We start from the raw sequence: 25,213 nt of genomic DNA, 5'->3' as shown, positions 1-25,213 counted from the left end.
GGTAACTCATCTTGCGCTGGACTTGCGCCCAGGGATATTCGTGGGGAGAGGAAGTAGGAAGAAGCCGGAGGAGGGGGACGAGCGGGGGAGGACGGGTTGCGTCGTCGTAGTTGGCAGACTGTTGCGGCATCGTCGATCGGTAACGAGGGAGGACGCTATGCACGGAGTGTGGACCCCGGATCAGATCCGCGCCGCTGAGCAGCGGCTCTTCGCCCGGACACCGGAACCGGCGGTGATGCGCCGCGCCGCGTACGCCGTCTCCGTCCACACCGCGCGGGTCCTCGCCGAAGTCACCGGTGGCGTCGCCGGTCGCCACGTCACGCTGCTCGTCGGCGCGGGGAACAACGGCGGCGACGCGCTATGGGCCGGGGCGTTCCTCCGGCGCCGCGGGGTCGGCGTCACGGCCGTGCTGCTCGCCCCGGAGAAGGCGCATGCTGCGGGTCTCGCGGCGCTGCGCCGAGCCGGCGGCCGGGCGGTGCCCGCCGAGGGGTCGAGCCCGGACACCGCGGGGATCGGGGCCGAGGCGGCGGACGCGGTCGAGCGCGCCGACGTGGTGATCGACGGGATCGTCGGCCTGTCCGCGCGGGGATCGCTGCGGCCTACGGCGGCGGAGTTGGTGCGCCGGGTGGACGTGCCGATCGTCGCGGTCGACCTGCCCAGCGGCGTCGATCCGGTCACCGGCGCGGTCAACGGCCCCGCGGTGCTGGCGGACGTCACGGTGACCTTCGGCGGGCGCAAGCCCTGCCACGTGCTGGGGGCCGGTGCGGCCCACTCCGGCGACGTCGAGGTGATCGACATCGGGGTGGCCGACGAGCTGCCCGAGCCCGAGCTCTACCTGCTGCAAGCCGCGGAGATCGGCGCGGGCTGGCCGGTCCCGGGGCCGGCCGACGACAAGTACAGCCAGGGCGTGGTCGGTGTCGCCGCCGGGTCGGCGACCTATCCGGGTGCCGCGGCGCTGGCCAGTGGCGCAGCGGTGCAGGCGACCGCGGGCATGGTGCGCTACGCGGGGCCCGCCGCGGACGTGGTGCGGATGCGCTGGCCGGAGGTCGTGGCGACCGGTTCGGTCACCGATGCCGGGCGGGTGCAGGCGTGGGCCGTGGGACCGGGGATCGGCACCGGGGCCAGCGGCCGCGATGTGTTGCGGCACGTGCTGGAATCGGGACTCCCGGTGTGCGCGGACGCCGACTCGATAACGCTGTTCGCCGACGACGACACGTTGTGGGACGCGCGCGACCCCGATGCGCCGCTGGTGCTGACGCCCCATGCGGGCGAGTTCGCGCGGCTGTCCGGTGCGGAGCTGGGCGAGGACCGGGTCTCCGCGGCGCGGGAGGTCGCCGAACGCTTCGATGCGGTGGTGCTGCTCAAGGGCAACACCACCGTCGTCGCCGCACCGGACGGCCGGGTGCTCGTCAACGACTCGCGGCACGCCTGGCCCGCCACAGCGGGGTCCGGCGACGTGCTCACCGGCCTGATCGGCGCGCTCCTCGCCAGCGGCGTGGAACCGTGGCTGGCCTGCGGATACGCCGCGCACGTCCATGCCCGCGCGGCCGACCTCGCCGCCCACGGCGCACCCACCCGGACCCCGTCCGAGGTCGGCGCTCCGATCGGAGCCTCTGCGCTGCTCGCGGCCGTCCCGACGGCGATCCGGGCAATTCGCGAAGCGGCGCTGCCGTGAGGCTCTGAGCCGCATCTCCGCATCTCCGCATCCCCGCAGCTCAACGCACTCGCGGGCCTTGAACTGCGGAAACATCGTGCTGATGCGAGGTTCGCAGCCTGGATCGCACACCCGGCATGGCCAGCCGGGGTGGCGTGCGGCGTGGGGGAGATTTCGCCGGAAGTTCACGTTCAGCCGGGTGGTGGGCCGCTTCCCGCGACGGTGTGCTGTGGCCGGTCAGCGACGAGGCGTCGAGTCCGGGCGGTCCGATACCGCGGTCCGATATCGCGGTCCGATACCTCGAGAGGACTGGTGGAGTGGTGTGCGACCATGTGCCTGCCATGAGTGACCAGCCCGCGTACCGCGCCGACCTGCGCATCGACGTCGGCGCGATCCGCCACAACGTGAAGGTGCTCTCGGCGCGCGCCCGCAGTTCGGGCGCCCGCACGATGGCCATCGTGAAGTCCGACGGCTACGGTCACGGCGCGGTGACGGTTGCCGCCGCCGCGCTCGAATCGGGCGCGGACGGGATCGGGGTCGCATCGATCGGCGAGGCCCTGCAGTTGCGGGCCGCCGGCATCACCGCCCCGGTGTTGTGCTGGCTCTACGTCGAGGACGACGACTTCGCCCCGGCGGTCGCCGCGGACATCGAGCTCTCCGCCTCCTCGCAGACCAGCCTGGGCCGGATCGCCGCCGCGGCCGAGCAGCAGGGCCGGGTCGCGCGCGTGCACCTCAAGATCGACACCGGGCTGTGCCGCAACGGCTGCCCGGCCGAGCTTTGGCCCGCGCTGGTGGAAGCCGCGGCGAAGGCAGAGGCCGACGGGCACGTCGAGGTCATGGCGGTGTGGTCGCACCTGGCGTGCGCCGACGAGCTCGACCACCCCTCCATCGACCGGCAGGCCGAACGCTTTCAGCGGGCCTACGAGCAGGCGCGGGAGGCCGGGCTCAACCCGATCCGGCACCTGGCGAACTCGGCGGCCGTGCTGACCCGCCCCGACCTGCACTTCGAGCTGGTCCGGCCGGGCATCGCCGTCTACGGCCTGGATCCCGTCCCGCAGCACGGCGATCATGACCTGCGCCCGGCTATGACGTTCCGCTCCTCGGTGGCGCTGACCAAGCGCATCGCGGCGGGCGAAGCCGTCTCCTACGGGCAGAGCTGGACGGCCGAGCGGCCGACGAACCTCGCGTTGGTGCCGGTCGGCTACGCCGACGGCGTGCCGCGCACTCTGTCGGGCCGGATTTCCGTGTGGCTGGCCGGGAAGCGGCGCCCGGTGGTCGGCCGGGTGTGCATGGACCAGCTGGTCGTGGACTGCGGCGACGACGAGGTCCGGGAAGGCGACGAGGTGCTGCTGTTCGGGCCGGGCGACCGGGGCGAGCCGACGGCCGCGGAGTGGGCCGACGAGATCGGCACGATCCACTACGAGATCGTCACCGGCATGTACCGGCCGCGGGTCACGCGCACCGTCGTCGACGCGGAGGCGTCATGAGCGTGGTCCGTGGCACGCGCGAGCCGACCGCGAAGCGCCGGAAAGCCGTGAGCGGCATGCCTATGCTGGAAAGCGGAGCAGGACGTTCGGCCACCGTGGAGTCGCTGTGAAGCCGGTGTGGCAGGCGTTGGCCTGGACGAGCGGGGCGCTCGGTGCCGCTATCACCGGCGCCGCCGTCGGCGTTGCCGCGCGCAGCTCGCGGGTCGCCGCGCAGCGCAAGGTCGAGGACTCCTACGCTGACGAGCCGCTCGGCAGGCTCCGCCCGGACCGGCAGTCCACTGTGGCCGCTGATGACGGGGTTCCGCTGTCGGTGCAGGAGATCGAGCCCGCCGATGGCGGCGAAGCGGAGCTGACCGTGGCGCTCGTGCACGGCTTCGCGCTCGACTCCCGCTGCTGGCACTTCCAGCGCCGGGACCTGCCGGAGCTCACCGGGCCGCGGGTTCGACTGGTGCTCTTCGACCAGCGCAGCCACGGCCGATCCGGCCACTCCGGCAAGAAGAACAGCACCATCGACCAGCTCGGCAGGGACCTCGACGCGGTGCTGCGCTCCGCGGCGCGCCGGGGCCCGATCGTGCTCGTGGGGCATTCGATGGGCGGGATGTCGATCATGGCGCTCGCCGAGCAGCGCCCCGAGCTGTTCCGCGACCGGGTACGTGCGGTCGCGATGATCGGCACCGCCGCCGGCGGGGTCGGCGCGTCCGGGCTCGCCCGGCCGTGGCTGCACCGCGCCAACCCGGTGCCGCGCGGGCTCGCGCTGCTCGCGGACTTCCAGCCGGGCCTGGTGGAACGCACCCGCCGGCTCGGCGACAAGCTGGCCTGGAGCCTGGTGCGCAACCTGTCGTTCGGGGATCGCGACGTCTCGCCCAAGATCGTGGACCTGATGGCCGAGATGATCGGCGCCACCACCGTCGAGGTGGTCACCGACTTCCTGGAGACGATCAGTCTGCACGACCGTAGGACGGCGCTGGCCGCGCTGCGGACCTGCGAGGCGCTGGTGCTCAGCGGCGATGCCGACCGGGTCACCCCGTTCTCGCCGCATGCCGAGGTGCTCGCCGCGGAACTGCCGGACGCGAAGCTGGTGCGGGTCGAGGGTGCCGGGCACCCGGTGATGCTGGAGCGTCCGGAGCTGGTGACCGAGGAGTTGATCGAGCTGATCCGCCGGGCCGCGGGGGATGGGGAGGTGACCGGAAGTTGAGCCCTGCCCTGCAGATCGTGGAGTTGCCGGAGGAGTCCGACACGCTGGAGTTCGGCCGGCGGCTGGGGGCCGCGCTGCGCGCGGGTGATCTGGTGCTGCTCGACGGGCCGCTCGGTGCCGGCAAGACCGTGCTCGCGCGGGGGATAGCCGCGGGCATGGGGGTCACCGGCGCGGTGACCTCGCCGACGTTCGTGATCGCGAGGGTGCACCGACCGGAATCCGGTGACGGCCCGGAGCTGGTGCACGTCGACGCCTACCGGCTGGCCGGGTTGGACGAGATCGACGACCTGGACCTGGACACGGATCTGACGGATGCCGCGGTGGTCGTCGAGTGGGGCGAGGGCCTCGCCGAGCGGCTCGCGGATTCCTACCTGCTGCTGCGGATCCGCCGCCGGGACGACGACGTCCGCGAAATTAGCCTGGAGCCGCACGGCGAAACCTGGTCTCCGCGTCTCGCTGAACTGCTCACTCGGTGACGGACTTATTGGCCGGGATACCCGGCCCGCTCGCGCTCGCCGTTGCCGTGGCGCTGCTGTTCGCCGAATCCGGCCTGCTGATCGGGGTTTTCCTACCGGGCTCGGCCACCGTGCTGGCGCTGGGGTGGTTGGCCGGGCACGGTGTCGTGGAGGTGTGGGTGGCCGCGATCAGCGCATTCGGCGCGACGGCTTCCGGTTGCCAGCACGGCTACTACCGCGGTCGCCGGGACGGTTTGCTGCGGCGGCAACTGGTCAAGCGGTTCGGCGAGCAGCGGTTCGCGCGGGCGGAGTCCGCATTGGACGGACGCGCGAAGTCGACGGTGGCGGCGTCGCAGTGCTTCGCCGTGGTGCGGACGCTGGTGCCCCGGATTGCGGGTCGAACCAGCATGACTCACCTGAGGTTCACGATCTGCAACGTCCCGGTCGCAGCAGCGTGGGCGACGACGTTGGTGCTGCTCGGTGCCTGGTCGGGTGCGGCGTACGAGCAGGTGGAAGCGGCAGCGGGATTGCTGGGGCTGCCGCTGCTCGGCATCGCGGCGCTGATCGTGCTGGCGGTGTGGTGGCTCCGCCGCCGCAAGCAGCTCCACCAAGCCCGGTGATTGCTTTTCGGTGCTGCAAGGCCTGTTTCAGGGTTGCCTCGCGCATCGTGCGTCGGCGGGAACCTCACGGGGGCGCCGTACGCGCCGGCCTTGGATGTGAGCCCGGTCAGGCCGTGTTGCTGACGCTGAGTTCGGCCGACAGGTCGTTGGCCAGGCGCTTCATCAGGGGGATGACCTCGTCGGTCGAGATTCGGGTCATCCGGCCCTCCGGCCCGCTGATGGAGATGGCCGCGCCCGCCGGCGCGCCCGGCACGGCGACCGCGTAGCAGCGCACTCCGACCTCCTGCTCGCCGTCGTCCAGCGCGTAGCCCTGCTGGCGGATGCGGCCGAGCTCCTCCTGCATTGCCTCGACCGTCGTGATGGTGCGCTCGGTCTGCGGCTGCATCGTCGTGCGGGAGAGCAGCTGCGTCACCGTCTCCGGCGGCATGGTGGCCATGACGGCCTTGCCGACGGCCGTGGCGTGCGCGTCGACCCGGCGGCCAACCTCGGTGAACATCCGCATGGAGTGCTGCGAAGGGACCTGCGCGACGTAGACGATCTTCTCGCCGTCGAGCACCGCCATGTTGGAGGTCTCGCCGGTGGCCTCGGTGAGCTCGGCCAGGTACGGGCGGGCCCAGGAGCCGAGCGCGCGGCTGGCGGTCTCGCCGAGCCGGATCAGCCGGGGGCCGAGCGCGTAGCGGCGGGAGGGCTGTTGCCGGGCGTAGCCGTTGCTCACCAGGGTGCGGATGATGCGGTGGATCGTCGGTAGCGGCAAGCCGGACTTATCGGCGAGCTCGGACAGGGCGACTTCGCCGCCGGCATCAGCCATCAGTTCCAGGAGTTCGAAGGTGCGTTCGACCGACTGCACCCCTCCGCCCTGAGTTGCCCGCTGCGGGCCAGTGGTCATCGCAGAACTCCCTTTCCACTGTGGCTGGCTGAGCAGCAGTCTAGTCGGTGGCGGGTGCGCCAGCTCATGTTGCTTCAAACGCTATATGGAAACTAACATCCACGATGCAGAAAACATAACGGGCGTACCGCTAGCGGAACGGCCGCCGCGCGCCCGTCGGGTGCGCGACAGTCCGCCACGCGGCAAGGTGAGCCATCAAGCCACCGTCTGGAACCCGGCAGCAGAAAGAGGTGGACTTCTCATGTCCGAAACGCCAGCAGGAGTGCAGGTGCTCGGCGGTGCCGTCGAGCGCGGGGACGAGATCCTCACCGCGGAAGCGCTCGCGTTCGTCGCCGGCCTGCAGCGCGCCTTCGGCGCCCGCCGCGACGAGTTGCTCGCCCGCCGTAAGGAGCGCCGCGCCGAGGCCAGCGCGAAGGGGCGGCTGGATTTCCTGGAAGAGACCCGGCACATCCGCGAAGGCGACTGGCAGGTGGCCGCGCCGCCCGCCGACATCGCCGACCGGCGCGTCGAGATCACCGGCCCGACCGAGCGCAAGATGGCGATCAACGCGCTGAACTCTGGCGCCCGCATCTGGCTCGCCGACCTCGAAGACGCCAACACCCCGCACTGGCGCAACGTCGTCTCCGGCCAGGTCAACCTCTACGACCTGGTGCGCAAGCAGATCGAGCTGACCACGCCCGAGGGTAAGCGCTACAAGCTGCGCGACGACGTCAAGCACGCCGTGCCGCTGGTGCGCCCCCGCGGCTGGCACTTCGACGAGAAGCACATCCTGGTCGACGGCAAGCCCGTGGTCGCCGCGTTCGTCGACTTCGGCCTGCACTTCTTCCACAACGCCAAGGAACTGATCGGCCGCGGCAGCGGGCCGTACTTCTACCTGCCCAAGATGGAGAGCCACCTCGAGGCGCGGCTGTGGAACGACGTGTTCACCCGCGCCCAGCAGGAGCTCGGCATCCCGCACGGCACGGTGCGCGCGACAGTGCTGATCGAGACCTACCCGGCCGCGTTCGAGATGGAGGAGATCCTCTACGAGCTGCGTGACCACTCCGCCGGCCTCAACGCCGGGCGCTGGGACTACCTGTTCAGCGTGATCAAGACCTTCCGCGACTCCGACAAGTACGTCCTGCCGGACCGCAACTCGGTCACCATGACCGCGCCGTTCATGCGCGCCTACACCGAACTGCTGGTGCGCACCTGCCACAAGCGCGGTGCGTTCGCGATCGGCGGCATGGCCGCGTTCATTCCGACCAAGGATCCGGTCACCAACGAGGCCGCGATGGCCAAGGTGCACGACGACAAGAAGCGCGAGGCCGGCGACGGCTTCGACGGCTCCTGGGTCGCCCACCCCGGCCTGGTGCCGATCTGCTTCGAGGAGTTCAACGCGGTGCTGGGCGACAAGCCCAACCAGATCGACCACACCCGCGACGAGGTCTCGGTGACCGCCGACCAGCTGCTGTCGGTGGCAGACACCCCCGGCGAGAAGACCATCGATGGCCTGCGCGCCGCGGTCGACGTCGGCGTCCGCTACATCGTGTCGTGGCTGGGCGGCAACGGCGCGGCGGCGATCCACAACCTCATGGAGGACGCCGCGACCGCCGAGATCTCGCGTTCGCAGATCTGGCAGTGGCTGCACAACAGCGTGGTGCTGGCCGGTGGCGAGCAGGTCACCGCGGACCTGGTCCGCGAGGTGCTGGCCGACACCGAGAAGCAGCTGCGGGCCGAAGACGGCTTCCCGGTCGACAACCTAGGCCGGGCGATCGAGCTGTTCGAGCAGGTGGCGGTGGCCGACGAGTTCGTCGACTTCCTGACGCTGCCCGCCTACGAGCAGATCGACTGAGTGATGAGGCTGCGGTGAGCCCGGGGCCGTGCGTCCTCCGCGATTTCAATGGAAATCAGACCCGCAATTTCCATTGAAATCGCACTGCCGTGGACGCGCGGCCCATCGCTGCGGCCGAGCTGGTCAGCCGGGGACGCCTCCCGGCTGTCGGACCGAAGGGAGCGCAAGTGGCCAGAACCTCGCTGGAATCCGCCGAAATCGCGAAGCGGCTCGCCCGGCTGTCCGCCGTGGACGAGCACATCGCCCGCACCTACCCGGGGGCGAGCGCGGCCCGGCAGCCGGTGCACACCTGCTACGTGCCGGCGAACAAGGTCGACGCCGAGACGGTGCGGCAGTGGGGCCGGGAGGCGCTGGCCGCGTTCGACCGGGACGCGCCCCGACCCGAGGACTTCGTCGAGATCCTCGGCCTGCGCGACCAGATCGCCCGGGCCGTGCACCCGCGGGTGCGGGCGAAGCTGCATAACTCCCCGGTGGAGGACCTGCGCATCGACTTCGAGGACGGCTACGGGCGGCCCGGCGACGACGTCGAGGACGCCGACGCCGAGCGCACCGCCGGGGTGGTCGCCGAGTGGCTGCGCGACGGCGTCGAGCCGGCGAACTTCGGTCTGCGGGTGAAGTCCTTCGACACCCCCGAGCTGCGCGCCCGCTCGGTGCGCACGCTGGACGTCTTTCTCACCGCGCTGTTGCAGCAGTGGGGCAGCCTGCCCGCCGGGTTCGTGCTCACCTTCCCGAAGGTCGTCGACGCCGCGCAGGTGGAGGTGTTCGTCGAGCTGCTGGAGCTCTTCGAGCAGCAGCTCGGCATGCCGGAGAAGTCGCTGCGCTTCGAGATCCAGGTAGAGACCACCCAGTCCATCGTGGACTCCCACGGGCGCTTCGCGCTGCCGCTGTTCCTACGCGCGGGCGGCGGCCGGGTCACCGGGCTGCACTTCGGCACCTACGACTACACCGCGAGCTGCGGGCTGACTGCCGCGCACCAGCACCTCGCGCACCGCGCCTGCGACTTCGCGCGACACGCGATGCAGGTGTCGGCGGCAGGCACCGGGGTGTTCCTGTCCGACGGCTCGACCAACGTGCTGCCGGTTGGCGACCAGGTGCACCACGGCTGGCGCACCCACTACGAGCTCACCCGCCGGTCGCTGGAGCACGGCTTCTACCAGGGTTGGGATCTGCACCCGGCGCAGTTGGTGACCCGCTACGCGGCGGTTTTCGCGGCCTTCCGCGACTCGGCTCCCGCCGAGGCGGCGCGGCTGTCGGCGTACGTGTCGGCCAGCGGTAGCGCGGTGCTGGACGAGCCGGCGACGGCGCGAGCGCTGGCGGCGTCCTTCGTGCGGGCGCTGGACAACGGCGCCACCGACGCGGACGAGGTCAAGGATATGACGGGCCTGGCGGAACCGGAGATCCGCAAGCTCGGTCGCCTCTGATCCCGATCAGGTGCTGGGTGGAGGACGCCGTTCGCCGGTCACCTCCTCTCCGCAGTTTCCATTGAAACTGCGGTCCACCGGTGTGTCGGCCCCCGACACACCGGAGGTTGTGGACAACTCCTTCGATTTCAATGGAAATCGGACCTTCGATTTCAATGGAAATTGCGGGACCCGGCTGTCGTCGCCGCCCGGCGCAGGGGCTTGAAAGTCGGCGTTCAGGATCACTGCGTGCGGCCCCTCGACGAGGATGTGGCCGATGTTCGCCGCGCGCCCCTCCTGGACGAAACCGCCAAGCATCGTGCGGAAGAACCCGGCGACGTCCGCGCGGGTCGTGCAGCCGGATCCACGGCACCGCAGGCGATCCGGCGATCTTCCAGGCGACTGCCTCCACGAACAGCGCGGCGATGGCGTCCGGGTCGCCGCCGGCCAGGGCCTGCAGGAAGTTGTCGACGGTTTTCCTGAAGGTCATGGTGTTTTCCTCTCGGTCGGAACTGCTACGGGTCTCGCTGCCTTCCCGAGTCGCGTCGATTACCCCGCAGGTAATGGGAAAACTGTGCGGCGCGGTGTCGGCGTACCGGCTAGCGTCGGGTAAGTACCACGGCATCGTGAGGAGAAGGTCATGGAAGAGCAGGGCGTCCGACGCGAAATCCTGGAGACGTTGGCCGAGCGGCTGGGCAAGCGCCAGGTCTTCGGGGAACCCGTGCAGCAGGGCGACACCACTTTGCTGCCGGTGGCCAGTGTTCGATCCGGCGGCGGGCGCCACCGGCCCCACGACGACGGCGCCTTCGGCATCGGCATGGAAGCCCGCCCGGTCGGCGCGTTTTCGATCTCCGCCGACGGCAAGGTCGCCTGGCACGCGGCCGTCAACGTGAACAAGATCGTTTGGGGTGGCCAGCTGGCGCTCGCCACTGCCCTGGTCGCCATCGCGATCGCCTTCCGCCGCAAGCGCTGATCCCGCCGAGGCCAGTCCCGCGGGACTCCTGCGAATGCCGGTTCTAGCTGCTCGAAGGCTCGGTCGATCGACCTCATGCGGTCCGCGTCCTCACCTCGAAGCCACTCCCGGGACGCGCGGTGTCGAGGGCTGCCGTCGCCGAGTTGGTCAGCAGCTGGCGTCCTCGGGGACGGCGACGAGGTAACCGGCGGCGGCGGGGATGGTGCCCGGGGGCCTGTTGGCCTTCGCCTTGCCGCGCAAGGAGATCCGGTAGGTCAGGCGTCGATGGTTTCCGGATTCATGCCGGACCAGGCGATCAGCTGGTCCGCGACCTCGGCGACCGCGGGGCGGGACTTCGGGTCCGGGCTGAGGCACGCGTCGACCGTTCGGGACAGCGCCGCGGGCAGGCGGCGGTGGGTGCGCAGCGGCGCGGCGGTGGTGTCCCGCTGCGGGTAGTAGCGGGTGCCGTTGCTGTTGCGCTGCCGGTGCGAGACCTCCGCCCACGGCGTGGTGCCGGAAAGGGCCTCGTACAGCGTGGTGCCCAAGCCCCAGGTGTCGGCCGCCGGGGTCATCTCGCAGCCGCCGGCCTGCTCCGGGGAGAGGTAGTCGAACGTCCCGGCCGAGCTACGCTCGCCGATCCGGCAGGCCAGGCTCAGGTCGAGCAGCACCGCCCGCCCGCCGACCTCGACCACATTGGACGGTTTCACGTCGAGGTGCACCCAGCCGCGGCGGTGCAGGTAACCGAGGACCGAGCACAGCTGGATGCCCAGCACCGCGGTGTCGATCGGCCGCAGCCGACCGAATTCCTCGATCAGGAAACCCAGCGTGTGGCCGGGGAGCGTCTCGGTGATCACCACCGGGCGCAGCGGCCGCTCCGCCTGCACGATCTCGTAGCCGCGAACCAGGTGCGGATGCGCGAACTGGGTAAGCAGCACGCCTTCGTTGCGCAACCAACCCACGGCGCGCTCGTCCGCGGCGCGCTCCGCCCGGACGGTCTTGGCGACGCAGCGGCAGGAACGCTCCTCGCTCCAAACGTCGTAGACGTCGAGCCGGCTGCCGCGGCGCAAGTGGCCCACGACCCGGTAACCGGGCGCGAGTGCTTCGCCCGGCGCGAGCGGCGCTTCGGACGGTCCCCAGCCCTGGTCCGGTTCGCCGTAGTAGTAGGAGCTCAACGAATCGATCAGCACCGAAGGAAGCCGATTGTGCGGCGTCAGCTGTGGCTGCGACGGCGGTAGTGGCCGTGGCTGCTGCTGCGCGAGCGGTGCCGGCGGTGGCCGTGCCCGCTGCTGCTGTCGTAGCGACGGCGGTGCCCACCGCTGCTGGAATGCCGGCGGCGGTTTCCGCCGCTGCTGGAGTGCCCGTGCGAATGGTGCTTCGCAGGGGACACCATCTTGAAAAGCTTCGAAAGGTCCATCGGCCCGAGCTCCCGGATCGGTCGGTGCCCGCGCGGCTGCGCGTGCATTGATCATTGTTCCTGGATTCGGGCGCGCGGTCGAGAATTTTGTGCCATTCGCGAATTCGGCCCAGCAGCGGACTCGTCAGCGGTAGCGGTCGTTGGTCGGACCACTACCGATGACGGCCTGGTCACAGCGGTTGCTCGACGGCGGCCCCAACTGCTGGATCAGCGATGATCCTCGATTTCCGGCTCTCCTCGTGCGTCGGGGAGGTCCGGCGCTCGAAAACTGCTGTGAAAGATCAGAACTGCGGCAGGCTGTACCAGGCCTGCGGTGCTTCCTCGACGTCGTCGCGGGTGACGACGCCCTCGATCAGGCCGTACGGCCGGTCCGCGGCGAAGTACACCTCGTTGTCGTTCTCCAGCCCGCAGTACTCGAGGTCGACCAGGAAGTGGTGCTTGTTCGGCAGCGACAGCCGCACTTCGCCCACCTCCGGGTGCTTCTCCAGCACGGACTTGCCCATCTCGTACAGGCTTTGCTGCAGCGCCAGGCTGTGCGTGGTGGCGAAGGCCTCCAGCATCGTCGAGCGGATCGACCCGAAGCTCTTGCCCCAGTCCACGTCGGTGTGCAGGTAGCGCCAGCGGGCGGTGACCGCGGTGGCCAGGATCCGGTCGTTGGTCTCGGCCAGCGTCGTGTACTTGTCCTTGAGATAGCCCCAGAACTCCGAACCGGTGGACTTCAGCACCACCAGGTCCTTCAGCCCGGACACGATGTGCGCCCGGTCGCCGTCGATGGTGACCGCGGTGGTGCGCTTCTCGTCGCCTGCGCGGGCGAAGGAGTGGTTGTGGCCGGTGCCGCCGACCGGGATCCGCTCCCAGCTGTACTCGTCAATGAGGATGCGCGCGCCGGTGATGCCATCCGCGGTGCCGACGAAGTGCCGGCCAAGCCGCAGCGCGAAGTCCTCGATCTCGCCGATCGGCGCTTCCTTCGCGAAGGCGTAGACCGTGTTCTTCTGCGTGTCGGTCGGCAGCACGTTGCCGTTGTCGCCGGTGAGGTGGGCGGCATCGAAGTCGCCGCGCAGCGAGGAGCTGACGTTGAGGTCCTTGATGGTGTGGCGCGCGTTGTCCCGGTTCACCGAAACGATGCGGACCTCCGCCTTGCCGTACTGGTTGGGGCCCATGACGATGCCCATGCGGTGATCAGCTCCCTCGGTAAGTGGAAAAGGCGAACGGGCTCAGCAGCAGCGGAACGTGGTAGTGCTGCTCGGGGTCGGCGATCCGGAAGGTGATCTGCACCTGCGGGTAGAAGGTCGCGACGCCTTGGCGCTCGAAGTACTCGCCGGTCTCGAAGGTGAGCCGGTAGTCCCCGGCGTCCAGCCGGTTCGGGCCCAGATCTTTGATCCGGCCGTCGTCGTCGGTGCGGCCGGAGGCGATCGAGCTCCAGGCAGTGTCGATGCTCGACCCCGTAAGCGGGGCTTCGTGGCCCTTGGCGGCCTCCAGCCGGATCGCGACCCCGGCGGCGGGGGCGCCCTGCGCGGCGTCCAGCACGTGGGTTGTGACGGCACTCATCCTTCGATCACCTTTGCCAATCTCAGACGTGCGATCTTGCGGAGTTCGTCGGTGACGATCCGCAGCTCTGCTGCCGGCTCGTTGTCTAGTCGGGAGTGCAGGATCGCCAGCAGCTCCGCACCGCTGCGGCCGCTGGCGCAGACCAGGTACACGTGCCCGAACCGCTGTTCGTAGGCCTCGTTGCCCTCGCGCAGCGCGCGGGCCAGCCCGGCGTCGCCGCCGCCGACCCCGGACTGCTCGTTGCGCGAGAACGTGGCCGAGGTGCCCTCGCCGGTGACGCGCTCGCCGATTCGGGGGTGTGCCGCAAGCGCGCCGTTGATCTCCTCGGGGGTCAGCTCCGGCGCGGCGGCGTCGGAGGCCTGGTAGACGGCGGTGACGTCGGCGAATGGACGCCGGTCGGCGATGTCGGCGGCCCAGCGGGGGATGTCCAGGCAGGCGAGCAGCTGCTGAACGAGTTCCGCGCGGGGGAGGCCGTTCAGCCGGTCCGTTTCGGTGGTTGTTGGCATCGCAAACTCTCACAGGATGTGCGTCCCGAAGAGGTTTCCGGGATTGGCGGAGGCGGCGGACGAGAGTCCGAGCATGCCTGGGCTGTGCTGCGGTTGCCGGTCACGAGCTCCGGTGCGGCAAAAGCTACGACCGCAGTCCGCCGAGTGTCAACACTTTGTTGAAAAATCCTGGTGAAGCCTGGTGCGGTTGGCACAACTCCGGCAGCTCGCCGGGTGTCGGCCGCCGCGTGCCGGGTGCTGGACGCACTCGCCGCGGGGTTGGTCCTGCCCGAATCCGGCCGCTCGGCGTTGTCCTGTTCGTCCGGTCGGTTTCCGGCGGAACCGGCGGCTTGGCCGGGGCTGCGGTTCCCGGCGAGGCCGACCGGCCGGCCGGGCGGGGTCGAACCGGTCCGCCAGGGTCAGGTCCGGTCGGCCTGCTCGCGGTTGAGGTAGTTGTAGACCGTGAAGCGGCTGACGCCGAGCGCCTTGGCCACCGTCTCGACGGACTTGCGCATGGAGAAGGCGCCGCGCTCTTCGAGCAGCCGGACGGCGCGCTGCTTGTCCGCGCGCGGCAGGTCCGGCAGGCGTCCGCCGAGTTCGCCCTCGACGGCCCGGATGATCCGGTCGAGGGCGCTGGTCAGCTCTTCGCCGGGCAGTCGGACGGCGACCGCCGGGGCGCCGTCCCAGTACAGGACGATGTCGCCGGGCTCGCGCTTGTCGGCAGGCACGGCGGTACCGCCGACGTGCTCCAGCAGCGGGGCGATCGCGTTGGCGAGCGGATGCACGTTGACCAGCCTAAACCTGGTCCTCGTCGGTATCGCCGACGGTCACCTGCAGGGTGATCCGGTTCGCTCCGGTGTCCAGCACGGTCTCCAGCACGGCGACCAGCGCGGGCAGCAGCGCCTCGCGCTCGCCGCTGATCGAGGTGCCCAGCGGGCCGAATTCGGGCTCCAGCCCGGCGGCGCGGAGGCAGTCGCGGGCAGCCACGGCGTGCGCCGGCGGCTCGCCTTCCCCCTCGAAGGGCTCGGTGGTGAACTCGGCTCGCAAGATCATTGGCGTGACCTCCCGGTTGAACCGTATCGGCCGAGGCGGGCTCGCCGCCGGAGGACCGGGACCGGGTGCTTCTGCGCTGGTCGGGCCCGCCACCGGTGACCGGTGGGTAACCGGGGGTGGGGCGTTGACCGTCGGCGGCCTTCTCGCTAAACTACCGTTGTACGAAATAAAATTTCCATATAACGAAATTTCTCCCGAGGGGGGTGCCGATGAATCCGAACCGCTACGACGTCAACCTCTCGATCCTGTTCACCGAACTGGACGTGCTGGACCGTCCCGCCGCGGCGAAGGCCGCCGGGTTCGACAAGGTGGAGTTCTGGTGGCCGTTCGCGGTCGCGGTGCCCACCGACCGCGAGGTGGACCGGTTCGTGCAGGCGATCTCCGACGCCGGGGTGTCGCTGGTGGGCCTGAACTTCTTCGCCGGTGACATGCCCGCGGGGGAGCGCGGCGTGCTGTCGAACCCGGACCGGGCCGGCGAGTTCGCCGACAACGTCGACATCGCCGTCGGCATCGGCGAGCGGCTGGGCTGCCGTGCGTTCAACGCGCTGTACGGCAACCGGATCGACGGTGTCGACGCGCAGGCGCAGGACGACGTGGCCGCCGAGAGTCTGGTCCGCGCCGCGAAGGGCACTGCCCGGATCGGCGGTACGGTGCTCATCGAGCCGGTCAGTGGTACGCCCGCGTACCCGCTGAAGACCGCCGCCGACGCGCTCGCGGTGATCGACCGCGGGCACAACCAGGGCGGCGTGGACAACCTGCGGTTGCTGTTCGACCTGTACCACCTGACGGTCAACGGCGACGACCCCGACGCGGTGATCGACCGGCACGCCCGGAGCATCGGGCACGTGCAGATCGCCGACGCGCCGGGCCGCAACGAGCCGGGCACGGGCAAGATCGACTTCGGGCACTACTTCGACAAGCTCGACTCAGCGGGCTACACCGGCCACATCGGACTGGAGTACAAGCCGAGCGGGGCCAGCGCCGATAGCTTCGGCTGGATCAAGCGCTGACCGCTGGTGAGTGGCTTTTTCCGGTTCTTACCGGTCTTGAGTTCTTACCGGGAGAGGCACTCACGAACGGCACCAACCACGGAGGTACCACAACCATGAGCAAGGTCGGATTCATCGGGCTGGGCATCATGGGCGGCCCGATGGCGGCCAACCTGGTCAAGGCCGGCCACGAGGTCACCGGCTACAACCGCAGCCAGGCCAAGGTCGACCAGCTGGTCGCCGACGGCGGCAAGGCGGCGGGCAGCGTGGCCGAGGCCGTCCGCGACGCCGAAATCATCTTCACCATGCTGCCGGACTCGCCGGACGTCGAGAACGTCGTGCTGGGCGACGACGGGGTGCTGGCCAACGCCAAGCGAGGCGCGCTGCTCATCGACTGCAGCACGATCCGCCCCGACGTCTCGCGCCGCGTCGCCGAGGCTGCCGCCGAGAAGGGCGTGCGGGCGATCGACGCGCCGGTCAGCGGCGGTGAGCCGAAAGCGATCGACGGCACGCTGTCGATCATGGTCGGCGGCGGGACCGACGCCTTCGCGGCAGCCGAAGCGGTGCTGGGCGCCGTCGGCACCACGATCGTCCACGTTGGACCCGCCGGGGCCGGGCAGACAGTCAAGGCGGCCAACCAGCTGATCGTCGCGGGCAACATCGGGCTGGTAGCCGAGGCCCTGGTGTTCCTGGAGGCGCACGGCGTCGACACCGAGGCGGGCCTGAAGGTGCTCGGCGGCGGACTCGCCGGCAGCACCGTGCTCGACGCCAAGGGCGCGAAGATGCGCAACCGCGAGTTCGCGCCGGGCTTCCGGCTCGAACTGCACCACAAGGACATGGGCATCGTGCAGGCCGCCGCGCGCGACGCAGGCCTGTCGATCCCGCTCGGTTCGCTGGTCAGCCAGCTCGTCGCCGCCGCGGTTGCGCAGGGCGACGGGAAGCTCGACCACTCCGGGCTGCTCAAGCAGATCACGCGGCTCAACGGTCGCGACTGAGACCGCGGTGTCGCGCGGGGAGTTCCTCGTCTCCTGCGGTCACGGCCCCGCGCGACACCGCCCCCCACCCCGTGGGTGTGCAATTTCAATGGAAATCGGACCTCTGATTTCCATTGAAATTGCGGAAGATCGCGCCAAAACTCGCCCGACCGGGCGACCTCGAAGCAGCAAGACGGTCACGGGTCTGCGGTCCAGCGCCGCCAAGCAACCAGAACCGCCGACACGTTCCCAACCAGGTGCACTGAGAGCCTGTCGGCGAATGCCGTCCGCGCCTTTGCAAGCGGCGTAGCCGCTTGCATTCACCTTGCCAAGACGACCATCGGCGGGTTCTGAGGGGTTTTCTGGCGAGGACGGCCCCTCCGCCGCGTATTGGACATACATCAGGAGGGGCACCCGCAGTCCAGGAAACCTCTCAGGTTCCGCTAAGCGACCACCCACCCAGACCATTCACCAACAGACTCTGAAGGCGCCGCACCCGAGAGGAAGTCTTACACCATGCCCAAAGTTCCTGTCATGCAGGCCGTCGTCGACGTGCTCAAGTCCGAGGGTGTCGACATCACCTTCGGTTGCCCCGGTGCGGCCATCCTCCCGCTGTACGCGGCGATGGAGGACAGCGGCATCAAGCACCTGATCGTGCGCCACGAAGAGGGCGCGACCCACATGGCCGACGGTTGGGCCCGTACCAACGGCAACGTCGGAGTGGCCATCGGCACCTCGGGTCCGGCGGGAACGAACATGATCACCGGGCTCTACACCGCGCAGGCCGACTCTATCCCGATCCTGTGCATCACCGGCCAGGCGGTGTCCACCAAGCTGCACCAGGAGGCGTTCCAAGCGGTCGACATCGTCGACATCGCCAAGCCGGTCACGAAGTGGGCGGTGCAGGTCAAGGAGGCCGCGCAGGCGCCGTGGATCTTCCGCGAGGCGTTCCGCATCGCGCGCTCCGGCCGCCCCGGCCCGGTGCTGATCGACCTGCCGCTGGACGTGCAGAAGCAGGAGATCGAGTGGGATCCCGAGCTGGACGTTCCGTTGCCGATCCCGCGTGTCGAGCCGCACCAGCCGCGGGTGGAGCGCGCGCTGGACATGCTGCTGGAGGCCGAGCGGCCGCTGATCCTGGCCGGTGGCGGCGTGATCCTCGGCGAGGCCTACGAGCAGGTGCGGGAGCTGGCGGAACTGCTGGGCGTCCCGGTGCAGATCACGTTGATGGGCAAGGGTTCCTTCCCCGAGGGCCACGATCTGTTCGCCGGCATGACCGGCGTCCAGACCAGCCAGCGCTACGGCAACCAGTCGTTCCTGGAGTCCGACCTGGTGCTGGCGTTGGGCGCCCGCTTCGGCGACCGGCACACCGGCGCGCTGGACGTCTATCGCGGTGAGCGCAAGTTCATCCACGTCGACATCGAGCCGACCCAGATCGGCAGGGTCTTCGGCCCCGACCTGGGCATCGTCTCCGACACCCGGCTGTTCCTGGACGCCCTGCTGGAAGCCGCCCGCAAGCGCGGGGCGATCAAGGACTACTCGGCGTGGGTCGAGCGGGTCGGCGTCCTCAAGCAGACGCTGACCAGGCCCGACGACTACGACACCGTGCCGATCAAGGCGCCGCGGGTGTACCGGGAGATCAACGAGATCTTCCCGCCGGAGGCGTACTTCGTCACCGCGATCGGGCTCTACCAGATCTGGGGCGGGCAGTTCCAGACCGCGCACCGCCCGCGGCACTACCAGGTGTGCGGCCAGGCCGGCCCGCTCGGCTGGGAGATCCCGGCCGCGATCGGCGTGAAGTCGGCCGAGCCGGACGCGGAAGTCGTCGCGGTCGTCGGCGACTACTCCTTCCAGTTCCTGGTCGAGGAGCTGGCGGTGGCCGCCCAGTACGACCTGCCGTTCGTGATCATCATGCTGAACAACGAGTACCTGGGCCTGATCCGCCAGGCCGAGGGCGACGCGTTCGGGATGAAGACCGAGGTGGACATCCACTACGACGAGTACGGGACCGACAACGTCAAGATCATGGAGGCCTACGGCTGCTCGGGCCGCCGGGTGTTCGAGCCCGGCGACATCGCCGAGACCATCGAGTGGGCCCGCAAGGAGGCTGTCGCCACCAGCCGCCCGGTCCTGGTCGAGGTGATGATCGAGCGGGAGGCCAACACGGCCCGCGGCATCCGCATCGACGCCATGATCGAACCCGAACCCGTTCCCAACGCGTAACCGCTTCTTGGGGTGCGGAGGCCGACCGACGCGTACGGGAACCGCGGCGGTCGGTCCTGTCACACACTCACTCCCGCACCCCCGGGCGGGGCTTCAGGGCAGCCCTGCGCGAGGTGTGTTCTCGCCGTGAACGCGCGGTGGCGTGGACGGCGAGCGCGCCCCGCATTTCCCATGGACGGGGTCCTCGGGTGGAATACCCGAATGGCCCCTTGGTGTCCTCCGCCGAGCACGTGCCGGGCGTCTCGGCGGAGGATGCCGCCCTATCGATCGGAGTTGGTTGTGCCTGGTCCCGTCCTCATCGCGCCGGACAAGTTCAAGGGCTCGCTGACCGCGCCGGAAGTAGCCGAGGCGGTGGCCGCCGGTCTGCGCAGGGTCCGCCCCGACGTGCAGGTGCGGTTGGCGCCGGTAGCCGACGGCGGGGACGGTACCGTGCAAGCGGCGCTGGCCAGCGGCTACGTGTCGGTGCCGGTGCGGGTCGCGGGCCCGGTCGGCGAGCCGGTGGACACCGAGATCGCGATCGACGGCGACACCGCCGTGGTGGAGCTGGCATCGGCATCCGGGCTGGCGCTGCTCGACCCGGACGAGCTCGCCCCGCTGGCGGCCTCCAGCGAGGGGACCGGCGAGGCCATCCTGGCGGCGCTCGACGCGGGCGCGCGGAACGTGGTGCTGGGCGTCGGTGGCAGTGCGTGCACCGACGGCGGCGCCGGAATGCTCACCGTCCTGGGGGCGCGGGTCTTGGACGCTGCGGATAACCCGTTGCCCCCAGGCGGTGGACCACTTTCCCGAGTGGCCGCGGTGGACCTGTCCGGCCTGGATCCCCGGCTGGCCGAAACGAACTTCGTCCTTGCGTCCGATGTGGACAACCCGCTGCTCGGCGAGCGCGGTGCGGCGCACGTGTACGGGCCGCAGAAGGGTGCGGACCCGGACCAGGTCCGCTTCCTGGACGAGGCGCTGGGGCGCTGGGCGCGCGCGGTGCTGGCCGCCGGCGGTCGCGATGTCGCCGAGCAGCCGGGCGCCGGGGCGGCCGGTGGCGTCGGCTACGGGGCGCTCGCGGTGCTGGGCGCGCGGATGCGGCCCGGCGTCGACGTGATCCTGGAGCTGATCGACTTCGACCGCCAACTGGACGGAGCCCGCCTGGTAATCATCGGCGAGGGCGCCATCGACGAGCAGACCCTGCACGGCAAGGGCCCGGCCGGAGTCGCCGCCCGCGCCGTCGAAGCGGGAGTCCCCGTGGTCGCCATCGCGGGCCACTGCCAGCTCACCCCGGAACGCCTGCGCGAAGCGGGCATCGAAGCGGCCTACGCCCTCACCGACATCGAATCCGACCCGCAGCGTTGCATCCGCGAAGCGGCCACCCTCCTGGTCGACCTCGGCGAACGCCTCGCCCAAGACCGCCTGTAGGTGCTCGTTTGTTACGGCGTCGCCGTTGCGGCCGCGCGCCCGCCAGGCGTCGGCGAGCCAGCCGCCGATCAGCTTGCCGACGAACCCGGCGCCGACGGCTACCCCGGCGGTGCTGCGCTGAATCGATGCCCCGCCGCTGCCCCTTGACGGGCGCGCGCCGCTCCAGGAAACTTTCCGGGTAACGATAAGTATACTTCTCGATACGGAAAACTTGCCCGAAAGTCCACGCGGCGAGCGCTTGTGCGCCGTGGCCCTGGCCGGGGGTCGGCGTGTGCGTCCCGATGGGCGCCGGCGAAATCGCGAACCGAGGGCTGCGCGCGTTTTCGGGTGCCGTAGCCGCGGAAGCGCGCACAGGTCACCGGCTCGGGGGAATGGAAGTCGAGAGCACTGGCCCTTGACCCGATCCGCACCTAGGTTCAACACTTTGTTGAATACCTGTGATGAGGAGGTAACCGCGTTGCCCGAACCAACCACCGGGGCGTTCGACGTCGTGTTCCGCGCGCGACGGCTCATCGGCCCGAACGGGGAGACGTCCGGCAGCGTCGGCGTCCGCGACGGCCGCATCGCCGCCGTCGAGCCGCTGGGCTCCCAGCTCGACGCCGCCCGCACCATCGAGCTCGCCGAGGACGAGGTCCTGCTGCCGGGGTTGGTCGACAGCCACGTGCACGTCAACGACCCGGGCCGCACGGAGTGGGAGGGCTTCGACACCGCCACCCGCGCTGCGGCGGCCGGCGGCGTCACGACCATCCTCGACATGCCGCTGAACAGCCTGCCGCCGACGATCGACACCGGCGCGCTGGAGGTCAAGCGCAAGACGGCGCGCGAGAAGGCGCACGTCGACGTCGGCTTCTGGGGCGGCGCGGTGCACGGCAACCTCGCCGAGCTGCGCGGGCTGCACGAGGCCGGCGTGTTCGGCTTCAAGTGCTTCCTGCTGCACTCCGGGGTCGACGAGTTCCCGCCGCTGAATCCGACCGAGCTGGACGAGGCGCTGCGCGAACTGGCCCGCTACGACGCGCTGATGATCGTGCATGCCGAGGACTCCGACGCCATCGAGCACGCCCCGACGGCGCACGGCGAGACCTACGGCGATTTCCTGAACTCCCGGCCGCGCGGCGCCGAGAACGTGGCGATCGCGCAGGTCATCGAGCTGGCGCGGCGCATCGGGGCGCGGGTGCACATCCTGCACCTGTCGTCTTCGGATGCCTTGCCGATGATCGCCTCCGCGCGCGCCGACGGCGTCCGGGTCACCGTCGAGACCTGCCCGCACTACCTGAGCTTCAGCGCCGAGGAGGTCCCCGACGGCGCCACCCAGTTCAAGTGCTGCCCGCCGATCCGCGAGGCCCGCAACCGCGAACTGCTGTGGCGGGGCCTGGCCGACGGGATCATCGACTGCGTGGTCAGCGACCACTCGCCGTGCACCCCGGAGCTCAAGCGCTTCGACATCGGTGACTTCGGCGTGGCCTGGGGCGGGGTTTCCAGCCTCCAACTGGGCCTTTCGGCGGTGTGGACGCAGGCGCGGGTGCGCGGCCACGGCCTCGCGGACGTCGTGCAGTGGATGTCCCGCAAGCCCGCCGACCTCGCCGGGCTGCAGCGCAAGGGCTCCATCGCGGTCGGCAACGACGCGGACTTCTGCGTGTTCGCGCCGGACGACGCGTTCGTCGTCGACGTCGCCAAGCTGTACCACCGCAACCCGGTCTCGCCGTACCACGGGCGCCCGCTGTCCGGCGTGGTGCGCGAAACCTGGCTGCGCGGCAAGCAGATCGTCGGCCCGGAGGTGGAAACGACCGCGCCGCAAGGTAATTTGCTCACCCGTCAGGGCGGCTAGTGCTCAGCGCCTGAGAAGCGGCGGACCGCGCCGCCGTGGTGGACGCGCTGATCGCCGTGGCCAGCGGGGAAGAGCTGCGCGGCGCGGACGTCGCACATGCGGCGGTGGAGCTCGTCGGGCGCGACTAGGTGTTGCTGGGGTGGGTGGTGCAGGAGTTGCGCGATGCGGCGCGAGCCGGACTGGTGCAGCTGTCGTGGGAGCTGGTCGCGGTGGCCGTGAGTCTTTTGGGCAGCGGTAGAGGCTGTTTCCAGGCTCGTCCTGCGTGGCGGTGCGGAAGCGGAACCTCGGACGTCGTCTCCACTGCGGGACCCACGAGTCATGGATGCCGCACCACGCCGCCGCTGTGCTCGCCAGACGTCTCTATGGCGACCCGAAAGGTTCACGCCCCGGACCTGCGGAAACGCGGTATCGCAGTCCGGGACCGGCCACTGTCCTGGCCGGGGCACGCGAGAGGGGGCGTGGTGGTCCCCATGTAACCCCGGTGACCAGGGCTGACGTACGCTGAGTAATCGTGCTCGTCATTGCGCTGGACACCTCGACCCCCGCGGTCACGGCCGGGCTGGTCGCCCTGGACGACGGTTCGCCGCGCGTCCTTACCGAGCGCGTCACGGTCAACACGCGTGCGCACGGCGAACTCCTCATGCCGCAGCTGGTGGACGTCATGACCGAGGCTGGGCGCGAACTCGCCGATGCCGATGCGATCGTCGTCGGCGCCGGCCCCGGCCCGTTCACTGGCCTCCGCGTCGGCATGGCCACCGCAGCGGCGCTCGGCCAGGCCTGCGGCCGCCCCGTGCACCCCGTGTGCAGCCTCGACGCGATCGCCGCGCAGGCCGCCGCCGAAGGCCCCCTGCTGGTCGCCACCGATGCGCGCCGCAAGGAGGTCTACTGGGCCGCCTACGACGCCGCGCGGACCCGGATCGACGGCCCGCACGTGCAGCGTCCGACAGCGGTCCCGACCGGCGATTTCGGCGTGGCCGCAGGGGAAATGGCCGAGGCGCTGGGCATCGAGGTCGTCGGGCCGCGCTACCCCACTCCGGTGGGGCTGGTCGCGGCGGCGCGTGCGGTGCTGCAGTCCGAGCCTGCCCCGCTGGTGCCGCTCTACCTGCGGCGGCCGGACGCCGAAGCGCCGGGCAAGCGGAAATCCGTGCTGACTAGGGGTGGGAGATGACCGACCGCGCGACGACCGCGCTGCGGGTGCTGAAGCTGCGCCGCAGCGACCTGAAGCGCTGCGCGGAGCTGGAGCAGGTGCTCTTCCCCGGTGACGACCCGTGGTCGTGGGCCGCGTTCGCCGCGGAGCTCGACCAGGGCCACTTCTACGTCGGCGCCTACGTCGACGAGCACCTGATCGGATACGCCGGGCTCGCCGTCGTCGGCCGCGCGCCGCACGCCGAAGCCGAGGTGCACAGCATCGGCGTCGACCCGGCGCACCAGGGCAGCGGCGTGGGCAAGGCGCTGCTGCGCGCGCTGCTGGCCAGGGCCGACGAACAGCGGGCGACGACGTTCCTGGAAGTGCGCACCGATAACGAAGCCGCGATCGGGATGTACCGGAAGCACGGCTTCGAAATCGTCGGGCTGCGCAAGCGCTACTACCAGCCGTCCGGGGCGGATGCGCACACCATGCGGCGTCCCGCATCCCCGGCGGAAACTGCGGAGACGGTCACTGCGGAGGGCGCGTCATGACTGCGGACCGAGTGGTGCTCGGCATCGAGAGCTCGTGCGACGAGACCGGCGTTGGCCTGGTCCGGCTGGCCGCCGACGGCACGGTCGAGCTGCTGGCCGACGCGGTGGCATCCAGCGTCGACGAGCACGCCCGCTTCGGCGGCGTCGTGCCGGAGATCGCCAGCCGCGCGCACCTGGCGGCGATGGCCCCGACGATGCGCCGTGCGCTGGACGAAGCCGGCCTCGAACTGTCCGATGTGGACGCCATTGCGGTCACCGCGGGGCCGGGCTTGGCCGGGGCGCTGATGGTTGGCGTCGCGGCGGCCAAGGCCTACTCGGCCGCGCTGGGCGTGCCGCTGTTCGGCGTCAACCACCTCGGCGGACACGTCGCGGTCGACACCCTCGAACACGGGCCGCTGCCGGAGCGCTGCCTGGCGCTGCTCGTCTCCGGCGGGCACACGCAGCTGCTGCTGGTGGAGGGCATCGGGGAGCAGATCACCGAGATCGGCTCCACGATCGACGACGCCGCCGGCGAGGCCTACGACAAGGTGGCCCGCATCCTCGACCTGCCGTACCCGGGCGGCCCGCCCATCGACAAGCAGGCGAAGCTGGGCAACCCGAAGGCCGTCGCGTTCCCGCGCGGGCTCACCGGGCCCCGCGACTCCAGGTACGACTTCTCCTTCTCGGGGCTGAAGACGGCGGTCGCGCGCTGGGTCGAGACCGAGCAGCGCGCGGGCCGGGAGATTCCGGTGGCGGACGTGTGCGCGTCGTTCCAGGAGGCCGTGGCCGATGTGCTGACGGCGAAGGCGGTGCGCGCGGCGCGGGATCTGGACGTGGACACGCTGGTGATCTCCGGCGGTGTCGCGGCGAACTCCCGCCTGTCGGAGCTGGCGGCCCAGCGCTGCGCGGAAGCGGGCATCACGCTCCGCGTGCCGCGCCCCCGCCTGTGCACCGACAATGGCGCGATGATCGCGGCGCTCGGCGCCCACGTCCTCGCCGCGGGCGCCAAGCCGTCGCCTCTGGACATGCCCGCCAACCCGGGCCTCCCGGTCGGCACCATCGTCGTCCAGTAGCCCGATGGGGTAGATCTTTCCGCAATTTCAATGGAAATCAGAGATCCGATTTCCATTGAAATTGCGGACCCGACAACCCGGTGCCGGGT

At 70.4% G+C, this 25,213-nt stretch carries 24 protein-coding genes; 16 read left to right on the top strand and 8 right to left on the bottom strand.

The genetic code is table 11. The features are described from left to right. The first annotated feature begins 157 nt into the window (after positions 1 to 157). The 5 genes from FDZ84_RS08650 to FDZ84_RS08630 all read left to right on the top strand — a co-directional run bounded on the left by FDZ84_RS08650 (position 158) and on the right by FDZ84_RS08630 (position 5,411). Complete coding sequence (locus FDZ84_RS08650; protein WP_168585464.1) at positions 158 to 1,675, top strand: NAD(P)H-hydrate dehydratase; 1,518 nt, start codon at positions 158 to 160, stop codon at positions 1,673 to 1,675. A 320-nt stretch (positions 1,676 to 1,995) separates the two neighbouring features. Further along, positions 1,996 to 3,141: an alanine racemase gene (alr, locus tag FDZ84_RS08645; protein ID WP_168585463.1), complete on the top strand. Its 1,146-nt coding sequence runs from the start codon at positions 1,996 to 1,998 to the stop codon at positions 3,139 to 3,141. Between the two features lie 106 nt (positions 3,142 to 3,247). Next, the gene (locus tag FDZ84_RS08640) at positions 3,248 to 4,336 is read left to right on the top strand and encodes an alpha/beta fold hydrolase (protein WP_210435484.1); all 1,089 of its coding nucleotides are present in this window, start codon (positions 3,248 to 3,250) and stop codon (positions 4,334 to 4,336) included. Next, positions 4,333 to 4,812 (top strand): tRNA (adenosine(37)-N6)-threonylcarbamoyltransferase complex ATPase subunit type 1 TsaE, encoded by a 480-nt coding sequence (tsaE, locus tag FDZ84_RS08635; RefSeq protein ID WP_210435483.1) that lies wholly within the window; start codon positions 4,333 to 4,335, stop codon positions 4,810 to 4,812. The genes FDZ84_RS08640 and tsaE overlap by 4 nt, the downstream gene beginning before the upstream one ends. Further along, complete coding sequence (locus FDZ84_RS08630) at positions 4,809 to 5,411, top strand: DedA family protein (protein ID WP_168585462.1); 603 nt, start codon at positions 4,809 to 4,811, stop codon at positions 5,409 to 5,411. Before tsaE ends, FDZ84_RS08630 begins: the two co-directional genes overlap by 4 nt. A gap of 106 nt (positions 5,412 to 5,517) precedes the next feature. On the opposite strand, the gene FDZ84_RS08625 is transcribed toward FDZ84_RS08630, so the two are convergent. Further along, positions 5,518 to 6,297: an IclR family transcriptional regulator gene (locus FDZ84_RS08625; protein WP_168585461.1), complete on the bottom strand. Its 780-nt coding sequence runs from the start codon at positions 6,295 to 6,297 to the stop codon at positions 5,518 to 5,520. Positions 6,298 to 6,538: 241 nt separating this feature from the next. On the opposite strand from FDZ84_RS08625, the gene aceB reads away from it, so the two are divergent. Beyond that, positions 6,539 to 8,131 (top strand): malate synthase A, encoded by a 1,593-nt coding sequence (aceB, locus tag FDZ84_RS08620; RefSeq protein WP_168585460.1) that lies wholly within the window; start codon positions 6,539 to 6,541, stop codon positions 8,129 to 8,131. A 167-nt stretch (positions 8,132 to 8,298) separates the two neighbouring features. After that, complete coding sequence (locus tag FDZ84_RS08615; RefSeq protein WP_168585459.1) at positions 8,299 to 9,552, top strand: aldolase/citrate lyase family protein; 1,254 nt, start codon at positions 8,299 to 8,301, stop codon at positions 9,550 to 9,552. Positions 9,553 to 9,558: 6 nt separating this feature from the next. Here FDZ84_RS08615 and FDZ84_RS08610 read toward each other — a convergent pair whose 3' ends face one another. Then, on the bottom strand, positions 9,559 to 9,849 hold the full coding sequence (locus FDZ84_RS08610) for a hypothetical protein (protein WP_168584084.1): 291 nt from the start codon (positions 9,847 to 9,849) through the stop codon (positions 9,559 to 9,561). 322 nt (positions 9,850 to 10,171) lie between these two features. Between FDZ84_RS08610 and FDZ84_RS08600 the strand changes: the two genes are divergently transcribed. Next, a complete protein-coding gene (locus FDZ84_RS08600) occupies positions 10,172 to 10,504 on the top strand; it encodes a hypothetical protein (protein ID WP_168585458.1) in 333 nt (110 codons plus the stop codon). A 254-nt stretch (positions 10,505 to 10,758) separates the two neighbouring features. Here the strand turns inward: FDZ84_RS08600 and FDZ84_RS08595 are convergent, their stop codons facing one another. From FDZ84_RS08595 to FDZ84_RS08570, 6 genes are all read right to left on the bottom strand, one after another. Continuing rightward, complete coding sequence (locus FDZ84_RS08595) at positions 10,759 to 11,670, bottom strand: serine/threonine-protein kinase (protein ID WP_168585457.1); 912 nt, start codon at positions 11,668 to 11,670, stop codon at positions 10,759 to 10,761. Between the two features lie 508 nt (positions 11,671 to 12,178). After that, on the bottom strand, positions 12,179 to 13,069 hold the full coding sequence (gene pucL, locus FDZ84_RS08590; protein WP_168585456.1) for a factor-independent urate hydroxylase: 891 nt from the start codon (positions 13,067 to 13,069) through the stop codon (positions 12,179 to 12,181). 7 nt (positions 13,070 to 13,076) lie between these two features. After that, on the bottom strand, positions 13,077 to 13,445 hold the full coding sequence (gene uraH / locus FDZ84_RS08585) for a hydroxyisourate hydrolase (RefSeq protein WP_168585455.1): 369 nt from the start codon (positions 13,443 to 13,445) through the stop codon (positions 13,077 to 13,079). Then, positions 13,442 to 13,951 (bottom strand): 2-oxo-4-hydroxy-4-carboxy-5-ureidoimidazoline decarboxylase, encoded by a 510-nt coding sequence (uraD, locus tag FDZ84_RS08580; RefSeq protein WP_168585454.1) that lies wholly within the window; start codon positions 13,949 to 13,951, stop codon positions 13,442 to 13,444. Before uraD ends, uraH begins: the two co-directional genes overlap by 4 nt. 398 nt (positions 13,952 to 14,349) lie before the next feature. Further along, complete coding sequence (locus FDZ84_RS08575; protein WP_246869142.1) at positions 14,350 to 14,748, bottom strand: helix-turn-helix domain-containing protein; 399 nt, start codon at positions 14,746 to 14,748, stop codon at positions 14,350 to 14,352. Further along, positions 14,726 to 14,983, bottom strand: coding sequence for a thiamine-binding protein (locus FDZ84_RS08570; RefSeq protein ID WP_168585452.1), 258 nt, complete (start codon positions 14,981 to 14,983; stop codon positions 14,726 to 14,728). The genes FDZ84_RS08575 and FDZ84_RS08570 overlap by 23 nt, the downstream gene beginning before the upstream one ends. Positions 14,984 to 15,192: 209 nt before the next feature. Here FDZ84_RS08570 and FDZ84_RS08565 point away from each other — a divergent pair, with 209 nt between their 5' ends. The 8 genes from FDZ84_RS08565 to tsaD all read left to right on the top strand — a co-directional run bounded on the left by FDZ84_RS08565 (position 15,193) and on the right by tsaD (position 25,124). Further along, positions 15,193 to 15,993 (top strand): hydroxypyruvate isomerase family protein, encoded by an 801-nt coding sequence (locus FDZ84_RS08565; protein ID WP_168585451.1) that lies wholly within the window; start codon positions 15,193 to 15,195, stop codon positions 15,991 to 15,993. Further along, entirely contained in the window at positions 15,978 to 16,967 is a 990-nt protein-coding gene (locus FDZ84_RS08560) for a 2-hydroxy-3-oxopropionate reductase (RefSeq protein ID WP_371812880.1), read from the top strand. Before FDZ84_RS08565 ends, FDZ84_RS08560 begins: the two co-directional genes overlap by 16 nt. Positions 16,968 to 17,462: 495 nt before the next feature. After that, positions 17,463 to 19,166 (top strand): glyoxylate carboligase, encoded by a 1,704-nt coding sequence (gene gcl, locus FDZ84_RS08555; RefSeq protein WP_168585449.1) that lies wholly within the window; start codon positions 17,463 to 17,465, stop codon positions 19,164 to 19,166. A gap of 252 nt (positions 19,167 to 19,418) precedes the next feature. Further along, positions 19,419 to 20,567, top strand: coding sequence for a glycerate kinase (locus FDZ84_RS08550; protein WP_168585448.1), 1,149 nt, complete (start codon positions 19,419 to 19,421; stop codon positions 20,565 to 20,567). 457 nt (positions 20,568 to 21,024) lie between these two features. Beyond that, entirely contained in the window at positions 21,025 to 22,392 is a 1,368-nt protein-coding gene (allB, locus tag FDZ84_RS08545) for an allantoinase AllB (protein ID WP_210435482.1), read from the top strand. Positions 22,393 to 22,903: 511 nt separating this feature from the next. Beyond that, positions 22,904 to 23,560 carry a tRNA (adenosine(37)-N6)-threonylcarbamoyltransferase complex dimerization subunit type 1 TsaB gene (gene tsaB, locus FDZ84_RS08540; RefSeq protein WP_168585447.1) on the top strand — a complete coding sequence of 219 codons (657 nt, stop codon included), beginning with the start codon at positions 22,904 to 22,906 and terminating at the stop codon, positions 23,558 to 23,560. A gap of 20 nt (positions 23,561 to 23,580) precedes the next feature. Next, positions 23,581 to 24,072, top strand: coding sequence for a ribosomal protein S18-alanine N-acetyltransferase (gene rimI, locus FDZ84_RS08535; RefSeq protein ID WP_168589907.1), 492 nt, complete (start codon positions 23,581 to 23,583; stop codon positions 24,070 to 24,072). Then, positions 24,069 to 25,124, top strand: a complete 1,056-nt coding sequence (gene tsaD / locus FDZ84_RS08530) for a tRNA (adenosine(37)-N6)-threonylcarbamoyltransferase complex transferase subunit TsaD (RefSeq protein WP_168585446.1) — start codon at positions 24,069 to 24,071, stop codon at positions 25,122 to 25,124. The genes rimI and tsaD overlap by 4 nt, the downstream gene beginning before the upstream one ends. Positions 25,125 to 25,213: the final 89 nt, after the last annotated feature.

The sequence above is a fragment of the Saccharopolyspora sp. ASAGF58 genome (assembly GCF_012277335.1).
GTDB lineage: Bacteria > Actinomycetota > Actinomycetes > Mycobacteriales > Pseudonocardiaceae > Saccharopolyspora > Saccharopolyspora hattusasensis.
This window is presented reverse-complemented; position numbering and strand designations above follow the sequence as displayed.

Coding starts and splice junctions, on each gene's coding strand:
- uraD (WP_168585454.1), bottom strand. CDS start 13,951: ATGCCAACAACCACCGAAACGGACCGGCTGAACGGCCTCCCCCGCGCG.
- FDZ84_RS08565 (WP_168585451.1), top strand. CDS start 15,193: ATGAATCCGAACCGCTACGACGTCAACCTCTCGATCCTGTTCACCGAA.
- gcl (WP_168585449.1), top strand. CDS start 17,463: ATGCCCAAAGTTCCTGTCATGCAGGCCGTCGTCGACGTGCTCAAGTCC.
- FDZ84_RS08600 (WP_168585458.1), top strand. CDS start 10,172: ATGGAAGAGCAGGGCGTCCGACGCGAAATCCTGGAGACGTTGGCCGAG.
- FDZ84_RS08610 (WP_168584084.1), bottom strand. CDS start 9,849: ATGCTTGGCGGTTTCGTCCAGGAGGGGCGCGCGGCGAACATCGGCCAC.
- FDZ84_RS08550 (WP_168585448.1), top strand. CDS start 19,419: ATGCCGCCCTATCGATCGGAGTTGGTTGTGCCTGGTCCCGTCCTCATC.
- uraH (WP_168585455.1), bottom strand. CDS start 13,445: ATGAGTGCCGTCACAACCCACGTGCTGGACGCCGCGCAGGGCGCCCCC.
- tsaD (WP_168585446.1), top strand. CDS start 24,069: ATGACTGCGGACCGAGTGGTGCTCGGCATCGAGAGCTCGTGCGACGAG.
- aceB (WP_168585460.1), top strand. CDS start 6,539: ATGTCCGAAACGCCAGCAGGAGTGCAGGTGCTCGGCGGTGCCGTCGAG.
- FDZ84_RS08570 (WP_168585452.1), bottom strand. CDS start 14,983: ATGATCTTGCGAGCCGAGTTCACCACCGAGCCCTTCGAGGGGGAAGGC.
- alr (WP_168585463.1), top strand. CDS start 1,996: ATGAGTGACCAGCCCGCGTACCGCGCCGACCTGCGCATCGACGTCGGC.
- FDZ84_RS08650 (WP_168585464.1), top strand. CDS start 158: ATGCACGGAGTGTGGACCCCGGATCAGATCCGCGCCGCTGAGCAGCGG.
- FDZ84_RS08625 (WP_168585461.1), bottom strand. CDS start 6,297: ATGACCACTGGCCCGCAGCGGGCAACTCAGGGCGGAGGGGTGCAGTCG.
- pucL (WP_168585456.1), bottom strand. CDS start 13,069: ATGGGCATCGTCATGGGCCCCAACCAGTACGGCAAGGCGGAGGTCCGC.